This is a genomic window from Clostridioides sp. LIBA-6622, from assembly GCF_056716095.1.
In genome coordinates, this window is sequence record NZ_CP196999.1 from 60,626 (window position 1) to 80,101 (window position 19,476).

Sequence of the window (19,476 nt, forward strand, 5' to 3'; positions counted from 1 at the left end):
TTGTTAGGGAAAACCATATAAACTCATATACCTACCCCCTTAGTATTATCTTTTTGGTGTCTATTATCTCATTCGTTTCTTTATCTTTAGCTAATAGAGATATTGCCAAACCAGAGTATTTAGCCAATACACCACTCTGTAGCATGCATGTTTTCTCGTTCTGATTAATTATATTACAAAATCTATACTGCTTGTCTAAGACCCACTCAACGTCTCTCATGTAGTCTATAGTGTATTCATTTTCTTCTCCTAGGTTTATAAATTCATCGCCTATTATTTTGTTAAAAGGTATAATTACATTATCATTTTCAGATAGCTCATTATAAGCAATATTATTTATTGTATCATCTTTTGAAATTAAAGCATCTTGTAAACATATAGCTTTAATAAGTCCATCTGAGCCTGTTTCTCTGCCATTATACTCAAAGTCATTTACCGATGTAACTCTAAATACAGTTTTGCCAGTTAACATTATTCTAGTGTCAATATCTATAGTTTTAGTTATATGATTACTTCCAAAATAAAGTTGTCTTTTTGTATCTGCTACAGATGTATATTTATTATCTGCCATACCATCAGAATATAAAGTTAAGTTTTCTACTGAGAGTGGAATCTTATATGATTGACCTTTATATTTGTAGTTGAAGAATTGATTACATCTTTTTATTATAAAATGCTTATATGTATCCATTTCTTTATGTTCTTTAAAGATAGTCAACCAATAACAATTATCATAAAAAAGATAACAACCTATGTCTACATTTAAATCAGATTCAACTAATAGATTTTTTTCATCTAGTGACCTTTTATCATTATTAGTTATATCATTAATTGCAACTACAGCTTTTTTAGTATCTTCTGTTATACAAACTTCATCTATATCAGTTATTGGTACTTCAATACAGGTTGGTGTTTCTTTTAAATATTTCTTAAAACTTAATCTTAGTTGTAATATTCTTTTTTCTTTAGGAGTTGAGCATCCTAGTCCAATTCTTTTTTTATAATTACTAATATAACTATTCAATTTTATCCCAACCTTTAAAACCTTTATATACATATCTTGTCTTGTATTTGGCAAGGTGCTCTCTAATTTGAACTTCTAACAAACAAAGCTTTGCTAACATATTAGCACCAGACTTAGTATTATAATCTGAGTCAGTTAACATCTGTTTTAAATTTTCTTCTCTAAGAATCTTAGGTTGAAGCCACCAAATCATCATTCCATAAGCTAATATAATTATTTCATCTAAATTAAGGTCTGAAACTATTTCACCTAAATATTTACTCTTAAATAAGACCTCTTCTTCTGTTTCTGTTTCAAAGGTTATTACACAATTTTCTTCTTTAAATTCTATAGTATAATCTCTATTGATTTCATATTCTTTATTTGTAGATTTACCAATTAAATTAATATCATAATTTTTATTAATTTGATTAAAAACATATTCTGACTGGTCAATTGGAATTGTAATACAATATTCTTCTTGTCCTATTATAGATAAATCTTTTTTACATTCAAAAAAATCAAATGTAGCCTTTTGAAGATATGAATACATCATATCCTCAATTATTTCTTCTTCAAGTAATAGCATCTCCTCATCATTTATTAGAGAAAGAAATTGCTTATATATATCTTTTATTGGTGTAGCCATAACATCACCTTTAATCTTCAAATAAACTTTGTAAACCTAGTCTAGTAGCTATTAAACGTTCCTTATAATGAGAATCAAACTTACCCTTTTTATATAATTCGATTACTCTTGAGCCTAAACACTCTATTAAACCATAATTAGCTTTTTCAACTATATTCATAAATCTATCATTATCTAATTTTAATAATATATAATTTATGTAATCTAAATCATATCCACCTAAACCTTCATAAACATCTTTTAAACTTAAATACTCCAATATATCCTCAACAGTATAATCATCACTATCAACATCCACTATAGTTATAAGATAGTTTTCAAAATAACCTCTATGTTTGTTTGATATTTCATATAAGTCAGATAGTATAATAAATGTCTTTTCCCCCACTTTATTCATTTCAAAGACTAATCTTTCATCTCTATCTCTATATAAAACTGTTCCAGTATCTAAGTTCATTATCTCTACTTCTATCTCATCTTTGAGTTTCCTCAGTTCATTTCTTAATTGTTTATATGTTTTTTTAGAAGTTTTTATTTGTTCAACTTCCTCTGAAACATCTTTTTTTGTCTTAGCAGCCATTAAAAAATCTCCCTTCTAAATAATATTATTGTATTTTATACATTCCAAATTTAGAAGCAACAACAACACCTAAATGCATTTTTCTTGACATGAACATCTCTATTTGTTGGTCATCTCTAGCTATTCCATCAGTATTTTCTATTATCATTGTGTCGCCTTCAAAGCCTAATTTGATTATCTTCTCATCATTTGGTATAACATATAAAATACTATTACTTAATGCCCATTTATCTCTTTCAGCATCATAATAGTTAGGTAATTCTATTACAGGTGTTCCACTAAAGTTTTTAACATATCCAAAATTTCTTTTGTCATCTTTATCTAAGTCAGCTCCAACACCTTCTATATTTCCTACTGCTTCTGGAGTTCCATATATAGCAACAGATTGTCCAGTAGCACCTTTTACTTTATTAACTATTTTCTTTAAGTCCTTATCTGAATAAGCAGCACTAGTTTTTAAATTAGTATGCACAGATGCGTAAGCCCCTTCCATAGTAGATGCTATTGCCTCTGCTATATGATGTTGAAATGTAGAAGATACTCTATCTACCATTTCAGACCAATCTATTCTTCCAGCTATAAATCTATCAAACTCTTCATATATAGCTATTGCTAATTTAAATGCAGATGTAGGAACTTTTTTACCTAATAGTCTTTGTCTTCTTGTACTATTTTTACCTTCAGCTATATTTGCAATTCTTAATAAATCAGTATTTTTAACTGTAAATTCTTTTTTATTCCCTAAATCAAAGTTTTCTACATCACAAAAATCTGAAAATGCTTCTTCAGTTAATCTATTTACTTTATCAGTTATTGTTTCAGATAATATTTGAAATATCTTATATTTATTTTCAAAGAACGTATATTGTCCCCATTTCCCTCCGCATATATCTATTATTTCTTTTCTTAATGCATCCTCACACTGAGCATAATTTTTTACTTTTCCGTTTAATATATCATTTGATAAATCTTTTAATGCTATCATATCTATAGCCATCTTTTTTCCACCTTTCTTTAGTCATTTTCATTTTTAAAAAACTGTCTCCAGTTCATCTATTTGTTATTACATAAAAGATACATATACTGATTCTTGTCCATTGAAACTATATAATTCTTCAACTTTTGCAACTACTGCACCTGTAGTTTTTTTTGTAAGCTTATATGTATCTGTTTTAAGTTCTAATTCATCTCCAACGGCTACTACACCATCAAAATGTTTTTTAGCTAATGTCATACATAACCCCCTATGAGGTAATCTAACTCTATCTATTTCATTTGCTTTTAATTCATAATCTCTTTCATCTAATCTTTCATCATATTGAAGTGCAACACTGTCTAAAATTCCAAATCTGCATCCTTCTGATAACTTTTCTATTTTATAACAATCGTTTCCTAGCTCTGAATCGACTAAGCCACCTAATGCAACTATTGCACCATTTTCTAGTACATCACTTCCATTTTTTGCTGTTACAACATCTGGATATTTATCTATATCACAATTTAATATCGCTTTATCTGCCATTTTTATATCTCCTTTTCTATTTTTTTTATAAAAAATAAACACTACTTATTTGAGTGTTTTTTTAATATTTGTTCATATGATTTTGTATTTTTATTTTCATCTTCTAATGTAGATGAATAATTTATTTTTGCTTCTTCAACTATAAGTCCCTTATCAGAATTAAATTTCTTCGTGTTTTCTTTTAACTTAGCATAATCAAGTAAACTTAACTCTTTTCTTAGTTCCTCTAAAGATAGTTCTTTGTTTATAGCCGATTCTTTAAAAATCTTAACTTCATCCTCTGTTAATGAACTAAATTCTGAGATAACATTAGAAATTTTTTCTTTATATTCTTCCATTTCTTTATCGGCTTTAAATTCTCTTAAGTTTTCCAGTTCTTCATTTAAATTTTTTATTTCAGTCTCTTTTTCATTAAATTTCTCAAGGACTAAATCTTTTAAAGTATCTTCTTTAGAAAAGTTTTCTATAACTTCCCCTTCTTTTTTCTCTCTCCATTCTTCTATATATGATTTTCTGTTTTCATAATCTAAAACAACATCATCTCCATCTATAGAATATGATATTCCATAATAATTACCATAGTTGGTGCTATCCTCTAAGATAGCTATTTTTTCTTCTGGTAGAATAGTTCTTAAATAATATTCTCTAGTTGTATATTTTCCTCCCCAGTAAGGGTCTTCAACCTCAACCATCTTATTTTTTAATTGACTATTAATAGAAATTCTTATATTTTCTGTTGATAGTCCATAGTTTTTATTTGTACTCAATATATCTTCCTCCTTCCCTTTAAACGAATACATTTCTTTACAAATATCATAAATTGCTTTTTTATATTTTGAAAAATTACTATATGTATTTATAGATGCTCCCTCAATTCCAGATGCAACATCATCTCCTAAAATAGTAATTCCTAAAAAACTAAATTTTTTAATATTATAATATCCATCAGCTTTATCAACTTCTCCATCTTCAACTGCTATTTCCATACTTACACTTTTTGACTTTGACTCTGTCAATAATTGATATGCTGAGTTAGAGTAATGTTTCCATATAAGCCCTGTACAGTTTAGATATGTCTTTCCATCTTCTTCTGTATAAGTTATTTCAGTATTATTTGGAATCACACCAAGCGGTCTTTCTAAAAATTTATACTCTATAGAGTAGCCATCCTCATCTTTTACAACTTTAGTTATCATATTATGCTCGTCAAAATCTACTGCATTTTCTTCTTCATCATATTTTATGTATCCAAGTATTGGTATATCTGATAAAGTTGATTCTGCTTCATTTATAGTTGACAACTGAAACTTAGTTTTATTTAAATTTTTACCTTCATGTAAAATTTTTAGTTTTACATTTAATTTTCTATCATCTTCTTCATTAGAAAATGTCTCAAATCCACATGGAATACTAACTACTTTCAACGTCTCACCTCCTTAAATAAACATTACATCGCTAAAACTTATATCTTTAAAATCTTCCTTATTAAAATTAAGTATCTCATCAGGCTTATTTTCAAATAAATAAAATGATTCTTCACCACATTTATTTTCATTAATAAAAGTAAATCCTTTTTTCATTAATTCGTCTTTTTTATCACTCGTAAATGCAATAATAAATCTTTTATTATTTGTTTTCATCTTTTCTATCTGTTTTATTTCCATTTGTACCACCATCACCTTTGTCTTCATTAGTAGGCCTTCCAGCATCATTATTTGAAAATGTATATGAAGCTTGTTTAACTGGCAACAAATCATCTATTTCCATTAGTTGTTCTGCTTTATATAAATTAGCAATTTCAATTGGCTCTTTTCCAGTACTAGCTAAATATACTAGCCTGCTATCTCCTACACTATTTATATTTTCTCTAAGTTGTTGTGATATCTTAGATTGGTTAAAATGAGTTGTACCAACAAAGTAAAGTTGGAATGCTTTAGATGAGTTCTTTTTATTTAATTCATAATTTATCCATGTCTCTATTTCATTTTGAATTCTCATTGGTATTAAACTATCTGCTATAACACCATCTGCAATTGATTCTGTGTTTATTTTATCTGAGTTAAAAAGAGCAGTATTGATTCCAGCATTATCAAATATAAATTCTTTTGCTTCTTTAACATAATCATTAATCTTTGATTTTCCATCACTTAGATTAATCCCCTCCATATCTAGTGGAGTTACTGCTACAGATGTCCCTGCTGGTAAGTTTGATTTTATATCATGGTAGTATGCACTTAATAAATCAAATGCAACTAATGGTTCACCATCTTTACCATAAGGTACTTTTCCATGTATTAGCTTAATACTTTCAATAATAGCATTAGAACCCTTTAAATCTTTCATATCTTCAAGCTCTAAAATATCATCAAATAAAAAGCTAAAAAATGGTATTCCCTTTGTTGAATCAATATCCATATTGAATGCTACTGCGTTATCACTTAATTCATAGTACTTATTTTCTATTAAGTCTTCTTTTTTTAATCTTCCATCATTTAATTTTTTATATGCGTCTTGAACTTCTACTGGAAATGCTGATAAGGTCTTTCTATTTATTTTTCGTAAATCAATGCCATACCTTAATACCCCATTTACTTTGGATGTTATTGTGCAATAAGAAGCTGGTATTTGTTGCATCATTATACATTTTGAATCTTCAATTTTATATAAGTATATTTCCCCTTGCTCTAATACTTTTTCAGTTATCCAAGTACAAATATGTTTAAGTTGATATTTTTTTAGAAATGTAGCTGACTTAAAAAAAGAGTTGATATAATCATCTTTATCTTTGAATTTAGAAATATTTGCTGGTATTATATAATGGTCAAATGTATTCATGGTTGAAATCATATTTAGAATTCTTTTATATGTGCCAGACGTTTCTTTAAGTAAAAGACTTACCTTTTGTAGTAATTCTACGTTTTTGTAAGGGTCTGTCATAGCTTTTCTTACTTGGTCTCTACTTATATTTCTTATCTTATACATTTCATTTGACAGATTTATAGTATTTTCTATCATTGCATAATTTCTTTGCCTTAGTTGCTCATTTAAGTATTTTATTTGGTCTAAAGTATAATCTTTTTTATCTCCTTTGAGTTCTATTATGGTTTCCACCTCCTGACCAGAATGAAATTATTTGTCCATTTTCTTTACTATTTCTCTTTTTTAATTCTATATCCAGTAAATTTGCTAGATAATTCCCATATGCTAAAGAAGAATATCTGTCTTTTCGTGCTTTCCCTTTTTCTTTAACTTTAAGCCACTTTTGACCATCATTTTTAACAGTTTCTAAGTTAATTAATTCGTTTACAAGTAGTGTAGTTTGTTTATATGGTAATATCATTCTTGCTTGGTCTGTATAATTTTTCTTTGCATACCCAGATGTACTACTTAACATATCATTAGCCTCTACATCATTTATAGGTAATTTTATTCTATTTTTTAGAAATACATCCAGTAAACCAATTATACAATCATGATTTATTTGTCCATATGCCTTAATCTCAAATATAACTGGATAATTCTCTTTCGTAATAAAATTATTATGTAAATGATTTGTATTAGTGTGAGAAAATGCATTATATTCTTTATTTCTAGCATCATCATAATTAACTCTAAGTAAATCAGATAAAACACTTTGCCCTACTCCTTGAGTGTCTATAACTAAGAAATCTGCTTCAAAATCAAAGAACAATTGCTTTAATCTTATTGCTTGTTTATCTGGCTTCATACCATTATGAGATTCTATATGAACAACCATTCTTTCATAATAATCTTTCTCGGGCAATAATCTCCAACATGTATATACTGAGTTATCATTATTGTCTCCTTCTGCGATAGCAATGTCAGCAGAAATTATCCTTAGTTCACCTTTTCTTTTTTGTAGATTACACTTTATTTTTCCGTTTTTAGCAGATAACACTTCCAAATCTGTTGGAGGATAAAATGGATTTTTTAATGTCCTACATGGATTTACATAAGATGATTTAAATATCGCATCTTCATTTTCTCCAAAGAAAAGTGATTCCATCTCCATAATCCAAGAAACGGCATCCATTTCTCTTTTCATTTCATCTGCTCTTTCTTTATCCAGTATTCCATGATGAAGAGAAAGTTTATAATTACAATTAAGTACAAATTTATCTCTACCATCTATCATATCTTTCACATACAATTTAAATTTATCATATGCTTCATGCATCCTAAACCATGCACTACTTAAATACAATTCTTTATTAGGTTCTGGAGGATAATCTTCATATTTCCCATCTTTTTTAAATTTCAGATTTCTACTTACATTTAAAAATGGTTTAAGAATTCTATCTTGTATCTCTTTTTTTACCAATCTAAACTCATCTACAATAAGTATATTAAAACGGAAACCTCTTGATTGCTCATTTGAGACTATAGCTTCTATAGTACTTCCATTGTGAAATGTTACTTTAGAAAATTTATTATTATATTCTATCTTTTTAATCTCTCTAGCTAACATAGGAGATTGTTTTACTAATTCTTTTTCTATCTTTTCTCTTATAATAAGTTCTGCCTGTGATTTAGTAAATGCAGCTATACCAATTTTAGAATTTGGGTATAAAACAGCCCTACAACATGCATATACAGCAGCAATCCAACTCTTTGCAAATCCTCTAGCACATATAAGCATTGCATAGTTAACTTTGTCAAACATATATATTAAAATGCTTTGAACTAAATACAAATTGAGTCCAAAATAATCTATACAAAATCTATGAGGATTTTCTCTATAGAACTTAGTCCATTCAATTATACCTTCTTCAAAAGCTTTAGTTTTATCTGAATTAATCTCATGATTATCTAACTTTCTAGTTTTAGTTGTCATTTGGATTGTCCTCACTGGCTAAGTCAAATACTTTTCTCATTTGCCCTATAAACCACTTATTAATATATGTTTTTATTTTATCTACATCTTTAAATTGCTCTGAAGGCTCTCCTATAGGTCTATAATTCTCTATCTTATCAATCCATGTACCCCATGTAATAGTTTCATTTTCCGCTAAACTTGCTTCTTGAATAGGCTTTATATTTGCATCATTCATAAGTTTTGATATTAAGGTATTCATTTTCTCAAATCCTGTAGCATCACCATTTCTTAGTGCCTCATCACTTCTTAATAAACATTTAGATATTTGTTCTAATAGCATCTTTTCAGCAGGTCTTTTACATTGATATGCAGTAGAAAACTCGTTAAACTTATTTTCTAAGAACATATAATCTTCTTCTCTTAGCCCAGCTCCCCATCTTTCAACCATATCATTATTTATTTTTACTTCATTTGCTTCAAAACCACAATTAATCTTATCTTCTATAGAATTATCAATTGATGCCTTTCCTCGATATCTTGAATTTCGATTAATAATCTTCATATATTCATCAATAAAGTCTTCAATTTTTTTATTTCTCAATTCACTTGCTAACTTATCATCAAAATAAATATCAAAATTAAGACATGTATGTTTTAATGCTTTTATATTGCTATTATATTTATTTTCTAGTCTATCAAAGATGTTTTTAAAACATTCTTTGCACACAGGTAATCTTCCACTATCTAAATATATATAACTATAACTTTTCCAGAAATATCTTTCTTCATATTTTTCTTGTTTACAGCAAGAACATTTTTTCTTATTTACTGCCATATATTATTATCACCACCATAAAAAAACCACTAGAGAATTAACTCCCTAGTGGTTAATAGGGAGATTCAGTTCAATTAAGAGCTGAGATAAGTCTACAACTATAAACTTAACTCAGCTCTTAATAAATAGTTTATAGTTTACTTAAATTTATATTATAAGTACACAATCTTCCATTTTCATTAAATATCATAAATTTTTGCATTGCATATGAACTTAATCTTAGATTTTTAGCGTATGTATCTGTTCCGCAGAAACTTCCATTTACACATATTTCACTTTCTCCAAAACTATCTTCTTTACAATTATGTAGATGAGCCATGAAGATATAATCAGGAATGACTTTTATTAGAGATGTAAGCTTAGGAATTGCAGTTGATATTTTATCCTTATCTCCATGGACTCCTAGACATGTATTTCCACATATTTTGGCTATTATTATATCATTGTCTTGTACATTGTTTTGAAATATAACATTATTTATATTATTAATTCTTAATTTTATATATTCATCTATTAATAGTGTAAAATTATCTTTATCTAAATTTTCATCTTTCTTTGGAAGAACTCTATCATGATTTCCTCCTACTGAATAAACTACAACTTCATCAATTCTCTGAGATAGCTCATATATAAAGTCACTGAGTATTTCAGATACTTCTATAATTTGTTCAACTATATTCTCTCTATTCTCTAATCTTATAGAATTATGTATATGACCAGAAATTAAGTCTCCAAGTAGCATTATATGCAATCTCTTAATTTTATGAAGTTCACAATATTCTACAATCCTACTTTTCAAATAATTTATTCGTACTTTAAATATTTCAGTGTTATATCTATTAAATGAATTAATTACTTCCAATCCATAATGAATATCAGAAATAAGAATAATAGCTTCTTGATTTAAAGGCTCATATCTTTTGTAATTATAAGTTTCTAAAAGTGGCTTATAATGTGATTTCTCATTTATTTTTTTATTAAATAAATTAATTATACTATCTAGCCTTGAATATTCCCTTATTTTTCTATTAACTAAAGCTCTTTCATCAGATATTTGTACTCTAATCTTTTTTAATTCTAATATCTTTTCTTCTATATCATTTAATTTTTCTTCATTAAAATCTTTTGGAATGTTTGAATTAATATAATCATGTGCCTCTTTTAAACCATATGAGATTTTTCTACAATGATCTGGTGAACATTCTAAACCCAATAGTTCAACTATTTCACCCCAATCTAAATCTACTTCTTTATTAACTTTTGCTAGTCTAATTCTGAATCTATAATCTTCTAATGTCTCTTTTTCTTTTCTCTTTAATATATCTTCCATATTTAATATCTCCCTATTTTATTAAATAAATATCATTATCAATATATTAGTAAAAAAATAAATAGTCTAAGATACTAATCTTAGACTATTGTTTCACTTAATCTAATTGTTATATTTAAATCTGTATCACCAGCATATTTATCTAAAATATCACTAAGTAATACCTCATGATCTCTGTCTTTTAAATGTTCTACAATCTTTATTGTTCCATCTTCTTCTTTTACTATTTCACATTTTTCTAAAACAGTTCCTTTATTATTTTTCATAAATATCTTCCTTAAATTTATTTTTTATATGTTTTTATTATAAAATCTACTGGGAATTATTTATTTCCCAGGGTTTAAATCAATTATAAAAATTATTTAAATTAAGGAGCTAGATAAGCCTCTAACTCCTATTATATCAAGTATATATAGTACTATACATTATTTTACTGCATCTTTTAAGGATTTAACTGCTTTTAATTTAGGTATTATCTTATCTTCTGATTTCCAAAGCTTTTTAGTTCCATTTTCAAGGGTTATTTCACCCTCTCTACCTTTTTGTACCTTAGTTAAATATTTTACTCCCATAAGAGTCAACTCATCACCGCTTTTTAATACTTCATTTCTTTTTTCTTCTATCACATCAAGTATTTCTCTTGCTTTTATCTGTGATATCTCTAGCCCATCTGCTATTATTTTTATAAATTCTTTAGTCTTCATATTTCCAATCTCCCTTTTTCATATAATTTTCATTTGATAATAAGAGGTCTTATTTTTATCCCCTTACACTATTAATATGTTTTAAACAAGCATTTTCTTAACCACTTTTCCCCACCAACTAGTTGCAATTCTTACAGTTTGACCTATATCCTTTTTTCCCATTCTTATCGAATTTAGATAATAATTTGATTTCCCCACATCTGCTACACTTCTTGTACTTTCCTTTGCAAACAGACATATAATAGTACTTTTCTTCATACTCTTTTTCATAAGTACTAATTATTTTATTTACTATTTTATCAATTTGTTTGCTTACTGCTGGAGAAGTTATATTCATAATATCAGAAATATACTCCAAAGATTTATCTCTCCTATACATGCTTAATATATCTATTTGTATTTTAGTAAATTCAATCTTGGAAATAATGTTATTTAAATCCATAACAATACATGATAAATCATCCTGTAAATCATTTCCTTTCTGAACTCTTAAAAGTTCTTTGACATGGGTTTTATCAAACATATTTAAATAATTCCAATCAGGGTTACCAGAGTCTTTTAATGGTGCCTTCCAAACAATAGGTCTTTCTATTGAATTTTTAGCATCAATCATGTCATTTTTTAATAATTTCAAATTCTTTCTAACTACCCTTTTTATCTTCAAGTCTTCCTTATTTAATTCTCTATATCCTAGTTCCTTATATTTGCTTTTATACCATTCATAAGTATCTGAATACATTTTTAACATAGGATATTTTTTAATATCTTTAGATTTTATTTTAATATCTTTTATTTTTTTATAGTTTTTGGGTATCTGGAAAATTGCAAATGAATTATCTTCTTTGAGTTCATCTTTATTTGAAGCTTTTGAATATGTATTTTCACCATTGACTGTAGCTATTTTATTTAGAAGAGCCTCTTCTTGACATGCTCTTTTGAAAAGTTCTTTTGAATTGTACATTTTTGTTTTAGTTTCTTTACTTTTATCATCTACTGCTAATATGTAACTAGCTAATATTTCTAAGCTTTTAGCTATATTTGATGTTGAATATGTGCTATCATTTTTATTTAATATTAATTTAACTTTAGAAGTATCATTATTGTTATAATCCCATGTTCCTTCACTACTACTAAATGGATTAACTGCACCTACATATTCAGTTGGACTTATATCTTTTAATTTACACCACTTAATAAATCTCTTATACTCCATTGCTACTTCTTCACCATTTTTGTCTACATAATATATACCATCTTTATTTAAAGGGCTATCTGAAGTTTGTTCAAATATTTCTTCCCAAAATTCATTATTAAACTGTTTTTTCTCTTGATACTTTACTTTTGTAATAACCTCTTCGTTTCTTTTTGAAACAGAATTATAGTATTTATCTGTATAATTTCTACTTACTTCTTCAAACCAAGTATGTTTAATTTCTAATATTTCTTCTACATACGTAATTCTATCTTCACAATCATCTATACTATAATCCAAATTCTTTATGTAATCTTGAACATATCTACCATTTATATTTTCATAAAAATTGTTATTATTGTACATTAAAAAGATTATATCTCCCTTCCTTGTAATCTGTCATTATAATTTGTATCATCATAATCCCATAACTCATCTTTGAAATCTTCTTTGTGTTTTCTATTAATTATTTCATATGAAGATCTTTGGCTTAATTCATAGTATCTATCTATTTCACCTTCATATTCTTCATCAAAAATCTGATATGTATTTCTATGTATACTTGTTTTTTCTAACTCGCATAAATCTTCTAAGTATATTACCTTTAATTCTTCTTTTTTCATATTTCACCTTTATCTTGCTAACAATATTAAATGCTATTATCTATAAGTAACATTTTTATGCCAGTTTTTTGTATTTTAGTCACATTTCTATGCCACCTATAAATTTTATTTTTCAGCTGTTTTTACTGAACTTTTTCAATTTTTTAAGGTTTATTACCTCTTATATCTTAGAAACTTATTTAGAAAAAGCATAAATTAATTGTTCTTTTAGCAATGTTTAAATTATTACCTCTCCAAACAACATAAGGATTTATAATAAAGTAATCCATACTTTTATAAGTTCCTTCTACTATTACATATTTAAAAACATAAAACCTATTTTCATCTAACTTTATATAAAATTTTAGCAATTCTTTTTTAAATCTATTCATGTCTTGTTTTATTGTACTAACATTTAATAATTCACAAATTGTGTGTAAACTCATTTTTTCTAATTTTGATATATCTAATTCATTTGGATTTAAACATAATATATTACTTTCGAAATGTATATATGGTATGAGTTGATATATATAGCTTAATTGTTTATGTTGTCTTGGAGTGCTGTGTTCATAGAGGAACCTACTTGTGTTTATATATATTCTTGTATAGTCTTTATCTTTAAATTTAGAAATGCCTTTTGTAAAATACTCTGTGCTTATATAAAATTTTCCATGACTTTCATATAATAAATTGTTTTTCTTTACATCTGTTAGAAACTCTCTAAATGCTCTGTCTTTAAGATTTAATATTTCTCTCATATTCTTTCTATCTATAGGGACTATTTCTTTATATTTAGAATATTTCACTAATAAGTTTTCTTCTCCTGTATTGTAATTTAAATATGTTGTAAGATATATTAATCTACTGATATTTGCTCTACTTATACTTATTTCATTAAATAACAATTCATTTTTCACATAAGCACAGAATACAAAGCCCCCTAGCTTAAAATTGTGAGATGGTAATTCTTTTTTATTATTCATAATAGCTTTTTGCTCTGGTGTAAAACATACTTTTCTTTTGTTAATCTCGACTATTTCGCCTCTTTTCATTCCTCGATGTTCCACTATTTCTCCAGTTCTATTGTCTGTTACAATTACACTTTTTACAAATTCATTACCTTTATTTATAAGTATCACACCCTTCCTCTTTATTTATTAATTTAATACAATGTTTATATAAAACTATGTTAAAATTATTATAAATTAAAGCTTCATGAATAATAATATCTTTGTTTATAGTATATTTTCATTATAACATATAAACTCTCCGTTCTCAAGTATCTTGTTAAATATCTACTCCTTAAATTAAAGAGCAGATATTTGTCATTAATCTGGCATATTATTAAATATATTTTTAATAATTGGATTTTCTTTTTTTATAATTTTCTCTTCTGTAATTGAAATTTCTTTATTATCTTTAAATGTACTATTGCCTAAACATTGTTTTAATAATTTATTTTCTTCTAATAAATTTTTCCATTCTAATATAATTCTTTCTAAAGCTGTGTTTCTACTACTTATTTTTCTATCATTCTGATATCTTTCTATTTCATCAAATATATCTTCTTCCAAATAAAAGCTAGATGATTTCTTCATATTTATATCACTCCTAGAATTGTTCGATACCTACTTCAAATAAGCCTTTAGAAGTTGCCATTTGAGCATCTTCAGATACTTTAAATCTATTATCAAATTTCATATGCAATGCAGTACCACCAGATACATATACATCCATTTCATCAATGTTCTTCCATTTAGAGGCAATTCTTTGAGCAGTGCTTTCAGAAGCCATTATATAAGCAACCTTTTTAAGTTCATCATAATCATTAGAACTGTCTATTTCATTAAGTTCTCTTATTATGCCTCTATCCTTTAGTTGCTTCTGAACCATTGTTAATGCATCTTGATTTCCAGCTTCTAATGTATCAGATAGTTTATCGTTAAATACAAAACCTTTTTCAAAGAAAGACATTTCAGTACTTCTAAAACCTATAGAAACCATACCAACAGCTTTATCTTCATTTACTTTTCCTTCTAATGTATGAAATAGTGCAGCATCTCCTTCTCTAAAAATTGATATATCAGATATTTTTATTTCTTTGTGTCCACCTTTTATTTTATCTTTTACTTTAAATGTTTTACCTTTATATGTATCTATTACTTCTTTTAATGTAGTTTTTCTAAATGATTTATATGGAACACCCATCATTATTTTTACTTCATCGGCTACAGCTATTTCATTAAGAGCGGCTGCAACTAATATTCTCATTGTAAAAGAGGTTTTTGAATCATCAGAATTTCTAATAGGAGTTATACTTTCTTTTTCTGCTAGAGATCCTACAAAGTAACTAACACTTTCAAAATCTATATATATAGGGTCTGTATATTTTTCAAAATCTATATTTCTGCCATCACCAAATACAGATTTAAATAAACATTCTTTAACCATACCATTATACTTACTAAATCCTTTTACATAACCTCTTCCTATATCTAACCCTATAACTTGGTAATTTTCTTCCATTTTAATTCCTCCTAAGTAAATATTTGCTAATTATATTATATCATATAATTAATTAATATTTGAATTAATTATAAACAAAAATTCAACTATAAATTGACATTTTTTGTTTTTAAGTTTAAATTAGAACTTATTTTAATTCATTTTTAGTTTAAATATACACCATTACATTTACATAAACTTTTATTAGTTTATATTTAACTTGTTTTTAGTTTAAATATAGTTTATTTTTTTCATAGTATTTAAGTCTATTTTTCATGATTATTTACAATGTAATAGTAAACTTTTAATACTCTTTTGAAATTCATTTTCTTACAGACAATACTTTGATATAGTAGAGTAAATTATCCTGTATATCTAAAGTTATTACTTATAATATTATTTTTATTTATTCTAGTAGTTTTTATAATAATCAATACATACATTTTTATTTTATATTTTCTATATTAAAACTTAATTTTAGAATAAGAAGTTTCAATAAAAAGATTTTATGTGTTTTAATTTTGCATGAAATCTATGGAGTCATTTATTCTGTAAAGTCGTCTGTAATTTATATAAATATTTAAATGTGGAAATGAAAGAACTAGCCGAAAATTTTCACTGACAACACAAAGCCTTTCCTAAAAATACCCCTATGCTATTTTTACTTTACTTTATTAACTAAAATCATATAAATATTATTTTTTTAAATAAAGTATTACTTTTCACTAAACTTTTAAGCAACACTATTATATATAGCATAAAACAAACTATTCTATGCCTATTTTTATAAAATCTAGTATTTTCAATAATTTCAACAATATTTTTTATAATTTTGTCAGCAATACGTCAGTTAACAATATAATTATGCCATATTCTAATACTGTTACATTGTATAATCGAATATTTTATTTTTTATAATTATTTTTTTCATTCACTTTATAAATTTTTTAATTATGGATAGGTAAGCCTTATAAATAACCATGATAAACAATATTTTTTAATGAGTAGAATTTTTATGATATTCTAAGGATTGAAGTTACAAATATGATAAGAAAAAACAAAAAAATAACTTTATTTTCCATTTTTATATTGACTTTAATCATCACGACATATATAATGTAATTATAGGAGGTGATGAGATGTCACAAAAACTTGAAAAGTTCGCCAAGATACTTGACGAACTTAACAACTTAATCGAGAAGCTTAATAAAATGGTTACCTCAACTATTAAACTTCTTGTTAAAATAGTTGCATTAATAACATTATTAAACAAACTATTTTAATTCTTTACTAGAAGGTAGTTCAGACCTACCTTCTAGTAACTAAATTATATCATTTTTGTGACTAATTATACAATGAAAAATAAAATATTGAAACTTTTTCTAAATATTACAAAGTTATTAATAAAAATTATATTTTTAATATTAATTATATATATATTCATTAAAATAAATAAATAATAAAGGAGTTTTTAAAATGGATAATAAAAGAAAATTAAACATGTCGTTTTCAAAAAGTGGTTCAGGCTCAATGTATACAAGGATAAGTTTGCCTATTACATGGGTTCGTGATATGGGATTAACTCAAGAGGACAAGACTGTTGTAGTTGAATATGATGAACATAATCAAGCTATAACAATAAAAAAATATGATGAGTTTGCAGACAATGAATTTTAATTACTAAGGTAGTGGATTGTATAATCTACTACCTTTTTTAGTTGTTTTAACAGTTAGAACAACTCTCCTATAATATTTTCTATAATTCAACTTGCAATATTATGGTAGTTAATGGTATAATAAACTTGTACCAAAATTTAACAGAAAGGAGGTACAATAATGTGGGTAAGCATAGTAGACGTATCAACAAAGTTTTATTGTTAAAGAATGTTCTCATTATCATCTTTAACATAGCGAGTGTATTAAGCTCTTTAATAACTATCTATTGTTTTATTAATAAGTAAAACAATAAGCCTATACAAGAGGTCGCACCCTCTTGTATGGGTGATACGTCTACTATATATTATAACACATTTAAACAAGCTATGAAAAGAGATACAAAGACATGTATATTATATGGTATTGGTTGTTTAATAGTTATTATTGCATTAATAATAAACATTAAACGTTTATTTTAGGAGGTGGGTACTGATTAATGAAACTAGATTTATTAAAACAATATAGACTTGAAAGAGGACTAACACAACAACAGTTGTCTACTTATATTAATATGTCATATCGAACTTACTCAAGTAAGGAAAGTGGTAAGAATCCTTTTTATATTGGAGATTTAGAAAAGATATTTGATGTATTGAATTTAAGTGATGAAGAAATATTAAGTTTGTTAGATAGAAAAAATGTATAGTATAACACTCAATAGACTAGGTTGTAACATATCTAGTCTATTTTAATGTGTAAATATATTTCAGAAATATTTTACCAAGATTTTAGTCACGACTTTATTGACATATAGTTCTTGACAAATTTGTCATTATTATGTATAATGTAATTAAGATAAGAATTAATCTTATCTATACAATTTAATATTAGGGAGGTGTGCCTAATGAAAGTAACCAAAGACAAAATAAAAGAGCTTATCGAGTTGTGTCACCAACTTGAAAAGCTCATAGTACAAGTGATTAAATCACTTGAAACAATATTTATTGCCTTAGTTTCTTTGTTTGGCTGGATTACTATACTAAACTACATACTAAAATAAACTTAGTAAAGTAATCTTACAATATATCCATAGTAATATTTTTATGGATATATTGTAACACACCTAATATCAAAAGTAAATGAGGTGATTATATGAATCAACACATTGAAACTACATTACAAATATTAAAGATACTCGGTTTATTATTCTTCTTATATTTTGCACTTAAAGCAATGTATATTGTTTATCTTTAATATCTTTATTGAGTTACTTATACATTAAGTAACTCCTTTTTGTTATAATACTAATGAGGTGATAACATGAAATTAGAAAAATTAATTGATATAAGAAAAGAAAAAAAATATTCTCAAGAGGATATCGCTAGAATGCTAGACATATCTTTAAGAAATTACCATAGAAAAGAAAAAGGAGAAAATCAATTTACAGTAAGCGAACTTGAGAAAATATGTAACTACTTAGATATAAACCCAAATGAACTACTTGATATATAGTAGTTCTTTTTTTATATAAGTTATCCACAGGACTCCATGTTATAATATTAAAACATAACTAAAATATACAGAAAAGAGGGTTAACTATGGATACTGGTATAATCAATTTATTAGAAGAATTAAAAACTGATATTAAAGAAATTAAAACTTCACAAAATAAAATAAGTACCAATATTATTGAATTAAAAAGTAATCAAGATAAAATAGTAAATCAAATTGACTTATTGAAACTTGTTCAAAGTACTAGTAATTCAGATGATAATATTAGCATGAAATCAGTTGAAACTGCTATATTAAAAATGGAAAGTACTACAAATAAATTCAATAATAAGTTATCTATCTTAGAAAGTATAATTATAAATAATTGGAAGGAACTTCTTGAACTTAAAGGTTTTGAGTAATAGGTATTTTTTTACTTGCAATAGTATAATATAATTAAGGTAGTACTTAACACTACCTTATACAATTTAATATTGGGGGTGTCTTAAATGATAACCAAAGACAAAATAAAAGAGCTAATCGAGTTGGTCGCACAACTTGAAAAGC

General features: G+C 26.0%; 24 protein-coding genes. 6 read left to right on the plus strand and 18 right to left on the minus strand.

Annotation, left to right across the window (positions count from 1 at the left end; genetic code table 11):
* Positions 1-31: 31 nt before the first annotated feature.
* The 18 genes from ACTG47_RS19805 to ACTG47_RS19890 all read right to left on the minus strand — a co-directional run bounded on the left by ACTG47_RS19805 (position 32) and on the right by ACTG47_RS19890 (position 15,783).
* Positions 32-1,024 carry a hypothetical protein gene (locus tag ACTG47_RS19805; RefSeq protein WP_479927151.1) on the minus strand — a complete coding sequence of 331 codons (993 nt, stop codon included), beginning with the start codon at positions 1,022-1,024 and terminating at the stop codon, positions 32-34.
* Positions 1,017-1,673 (minus strand): hypothetical protein, encoded by a 657-nt coding sequence (locus ACTG47_RS19810; RefSeq protein ID WP_479927152.1) that lies wholly within the window; start codon positions 1,671-1,673, stop codon positions 1,017-1,019. Before ACTG47_RS19810 ends, ACTG47_RS19805 begins: the two co-directional genes overlap by 8 nt.
* Complete coding sequence (locus ACTG47_RS19815; protein WP_479927153.1) at positions 1,663-2,232, minus strand: hypothetical protein; 570 nt, start codon at positions 2,230-2,232, stop codon at positions 1,663-1,665. The genes ACTG47_RS19810 and ACTG47_RS19815 overlap by 11 nt, the downstream gene beginning before the upstream one ends.
* 25 nt (positions 2,233-2,257) lie before the next feature.
* The gene (locus tag ACTG47_RS19820) at positions 2,258-3,229 is read right to left on the minus strand and encodes a hypothetical protein (protein WP_479927154.1); all 972 of its coding nucleotides are present in this window, start codon (positions 3,227-3,229) and stop codon (positions 2,258-2,260) included.
* Between the two features lie 66 nt (positions 3,230-3,295).
* Complete coding sequence (locus ACTG47_RS19825) at positions 3,296-3,754, minus strand: hypothetical protein (protein WP_479927155.1); 459 nt, start codon at positions 3,752-3,754, stop codon at positions 3,296-3,298.
* Between the two features lie 41 nt (positions 3,755-3,795).
* Complete coding sequence (locus ACTG47_RS19830; protein WP_479927156.1) at positions 3,796-5,178, minus strand: hypothetical protein; 1,383 nt, start codon at positions 5,176-5,178, stop codon at positions 3,796-3,798.
* Positions 5,179-5,190: 12 nt separating this feature from the next.
* Positions 5,191-5,418, minus strand: coding sequence for a hypothetical protein (locus tag ACTG47_RS19835; RefSeq protein WP_021383029.1), 228 nt, complete (start codon positions 5,416-5,418; stop codon positions 5,191-5,193).
* Positions 5,381-6,865, minus strand: a complete 1,485-nt coding sequence (locus tag ACTG47_RS19840) for a hypothetical protein (protein ID WP_479927157.1) — start codon at positions 6,863-6,865, stop codon at positions 5,381-5,383. Before ACTG47_RS19840 ends, ACTG47_RS19835 begins: the two co-directional genes overlap by 38 nt.
* Entirely contained in the window at positions 6,834-8,609 is a 1,776-nt protein-coding gene (locus tag ACTG47_RS19845) for a terminase large subunit (RefSeq protein WP_223153130.1), read from the minus strand. Before ACTG47_RS19845 ends, ACTG47_RS19840 begins: the two co-directional genes overlap by 32 nt.
* Positions 8,599-9,426 (minus strand): hypothetical protein, encoded by an 828-nt coding sequence (locus ACTG47_RS19850; protein ID WP_479927158.1) that lies wholly within the window; start codon positions 9,424-9,426, stop codon positions 8,599-8,601. The genes ACTG47_RS19845 and ACTG47_RS19850 overlap by 11 nt, the downstream gene beginning before the upstream one ends.
* A gap of 130 nt (positions 9,427-9,556) precedes the next feature.
* Positions 9,557-10,756, minus strand: a complete 1,200-nt coding sequence (locus ACTG47_RS19855) for a metallophosphoesterase (protein WP_479927159.1) — start codon at positions 10,754-10,756, stop codon at positions 9,557-9,559.
* 80 nt (positions 10,757-10,836) lie between these two features.
* Positions 10,837-11,022 (minus strand): hypothetical protein, encoded by a 186-nt coding sequence (locus tag ACTG47_RS19860; RefSeq protein WP_479927160.1) that lies wholly within the window; start codon positions 11,020-11,022, stop codon positions 10,837-10,839.
* 159 nt (positions 11,023-11,181) lie between these two features.
* Positions 11,182-11,460, minus strand: coding sequence for an HU family DNA-binding protein (locus tag ACTG47_RS19865; RefSeq protein ID WP_021383106.1), 279 nt, complete (start codon positions 11,458-11,460; stop codon positions 11,182-11,184).
* 118 nt (positions 11,461-11,578) lie between these two features.
* Positions 11,579-13,018 (minus strand): hypothetical protein, encoded by a 1,440-nt coding sequence (locus tag ACTG47_RS19870; protein ID WP_479927161.1) that lies wholly within the window; start codon positions 13,016-13,018, stop codon positions 11,579-11,581.
* Between the two features lie 8 nt (positions 13,019-13,026).
* A complete protein-coding gene (locus tag ACTG47_RS19875) occupies positions 13,027-13,275 on the minus strand; it encodes a hypothetical protein (protein WP_227866565.1) in 249 nt (82 codons plus the stop codon).
* A 179-nt stretch (positions 13,276-13,454) separates the two neighbouring features.
* Complete coding sequence (locus tag ACTG47_RS19880) at positions 13,455-14,396, minus strand: hypothetical protein (RefSeq protein ID WP_479927162.1); 942 nt, start codon at positions 14,394-14,396, stop codon at positions 13,455-13,457.
* Between the two features lie 189 nt (positions 14,397-14,585).
* Positions 14,586-14,855, minus strand: a complete 270-nt coding sequence (locus ACTG47_RS19885; RefSeq protein WP_021383071.1) for a hypothetical protein — start codon at positions 14,853-14,855, stop codon at positions 14,586-14,588.
* Between the two features lie 13 nt (positions 14,856-14,868).
* On the minus strand, positions 14,869-15,783 hold the full coding sequence (locus ACTG47_RS19890) for a ParM/StbA family protein (protein WP_021383103.1): 915 nt from the start codon (positions 15,781-15,783) through the stop codon (positions 14,869-14,871).
* A gap of 1,118 nt (positions 15,784-16,901) precedes the next feature.
* Here ACTG47_RS19890 and ACTG47_RS19895 point away from each other — a divergent pair.
* From ACTG47_RS19895 to ACTG47_RS19920, 6 genes are all read left to right on the plus strand, one after another.
* A complete protein-coding gene (locus ACTG47_RS19895; RefSeq protein WP_227831932.1) occupies positions 16,902-17,045 on the plus strand; it encodes a hypothetical protein in 144 nt (47 codons plus the stop codon).
* A gap of 193 nt (positions 17,046-17,238) precedes the next feature.
* A complete protein-coding gene (locus ACTG47_RS19900) occupies positions 17,239-17,439 on the plus strand; it encodes an AbrB/MazE/SpoVT family DNA-binding domain-containing protein (RefSeq protein WP_479927163.1) in 201 nt (66 codons plus the stop codon).
* A gap of 475 nt (positions 17,440-17,914) precedes the next feature.
* Positions 17,915-18,124, plus strand: a complete 210-nt coding sequence (locus ACTG47_RS19905) for a helix-turn-helix transcriptional regulator (protein ID WP_227831842.1) — start codon at positions 17,915-17,917, stop codon at positions 18,122-18,124.
* Positions 18,125-18,322: 198 nt separating this feature from the next.
* Positions 18,323-18,478 (plus strand): hypothetical protein, encoded by a 156-nt coding sequence (locus tag ACTG47_RS19910; RefSeq protein ID WP_219673427.1) that lies wholly within the window; start codon positions 18,323-18,325, stop codon positions 18,476-18,478.
* Between the two features lie 260 nt (positions 18,479-18,738).
* On the plus strand, positions 18,739-18,930 hold the full coding sequence (locus tag ACTG47_RS19915; RefSeq protein WP_219673426.1) for a helix-turn-helix domain-containing protein: 192 nt from the start codon (positions 18,739-18,741) through the stop codon (positions 18,928-18,930).
* Between the two features lie 86 nt (positions 18,931-19,016).
* Complete coding sequence (locus ACTG47_RS19920) at positions 19,017-19,331, plus strand: hypothetical protein (RefSeq protein ID WP_479927164.1); 315 nt, start codon at positions 19,017-19,019, stop codon at positions 19,329-19,331.
* The last annotated feature ends 145 nt before the right edge of the window (positions 19,332-19,476 follow it).

Bases quoted from the DNA above. Each gene is read 5' to 3' on its own strand.
- ACTG47_RS19815 (WP_479927153.1), bottom strand. From the start codon at position 2,232: ATGGCTGCTAAGACAAAAAAAGATGTTTCAGAGGAAGTTGAACAAATA.
- ACTG47_RS19820 (WP_479927154.1), bottom strand. From the start codon at position 3,229: ATGGCTATAGATATGATAGCATTAAAAGATTTATCAAATGATATATTA.
- ACTG47_RS19825 (WP_479927155.1), bottom strand. From the start codon at position 3,754: ATGGCAGATAAAGCGATATTAAATTGTGATATAGATAAATATCCAGAT.
- ACTG47_RS19835 (WP_021383029.1), bottom strand. From the start codon at position 5,418: ATGGAAATAAAACAGATAGAAAAGATGAAAACAAATAATAAAAGATTT.
- ACTG47_RS19845 (WP_223153130.1), bottom strand. From the start codon at position 8,609: ATGACAACTAAAACTAGAAAGTTAGATAATCATGAGATTAATTCAGAT.
- ACTG47_RS19850 (WP_479927158.1), bottom strand. From the start codon at position 9,426: ATGGCAGTAAATAAGAAAAAATGTTCTTGCTGTAAACAAGAAAAATAT.
- ACTG47_RS19855 (WP_479927159.1), bottom strand. From the start codon at position 10,756: ATGGAAGATATATTAAAGAGAAAAGAAAAAGAGACATTAGAAGATTAT.
- ACTG47_RS19860 (WP_479927160.1), bottom strand. From the start codon at position 11,022: ATGAAAAATAATAAAGGAACTGTTTTAGAAAAATGTGAAATAGTAAAA.
- ACTG47_RS19865 (WP_021383106.1), bottom strand. From the start codon at position 11,460: ATGAAGACTAAAGAATTTATAAAAATAATAGCAGATGGGCTAGAGATA.
- ACTG47_RS19870 (WP_479927161.1), bottom strand. From the start codon at position 13,018: ATGTACAATAATAACAATTTTTATGAAAATATAAATGGTAGATATGTT.
- ACTG47_RS19875 (WP_227866565.1), bottom strand. From the start codon at position 13,275: ATGAAAAAAGAAGAATTAAAGGTAATATACTTAGAAGATTTATGCGAG.
- ACTG47_RS19885 (WP_021383071.1), bottom strand. From the start codon at position 14,855: ATGAAGAAATCATCTAGCTTTTATTTGGAAGAAGATATATTTGATGAA.
- ACTG47_RS19890 (WP_021383103.1), bottom strand. From the start codon at position 15,783: ATGGAAGAAAATTACCAAGTTATAGGGTTAGATATAGGAAGAGGTTAT.
- ACTG47_RS19895 (WP_227831932.1), top strand. From the start codon at position 16,902: ATGTCACAAAAACTTGAAAAGTTCGCCAAGATACTTGACGAACTTAAC.
- ACTG47_RS19900 (WP_479927163.1), top strand. From the start codon at position 17,239: ATGGATAATAAAAGAAAATTAAACATGTCGTTTTCAAAAAGTGGTTCA.
- ACTG47_RS19905 (WP_227831842.1), top strand. From the start codon at position 17,915: ATGAAACTAGATTTATTAAAACAATATAGACTTGAAAGAGGACTAACA.
- ACTG47_RS19910 (WP_219673427.1), top strand. From the start codon at position 18,323: ATGAAAGTAACCAAAGACAAAATAAAAGAGCTTATCGAGTTGTGTCAC.
- ACTG47_RS19915 (WP_219673426.1), top strand. From the start codon at position 18,739: ATGAAATTAGAAAAATTAATTGATATAAGAAAAGAAAAAAAATATTCT.
- ACTG47_RS19920 (WP_479927164.1), top strand. From the start codon at position 19,017: ATGGATACTGGTATAATCAATTTATTAGAAGAATTAAAAACTGATATT.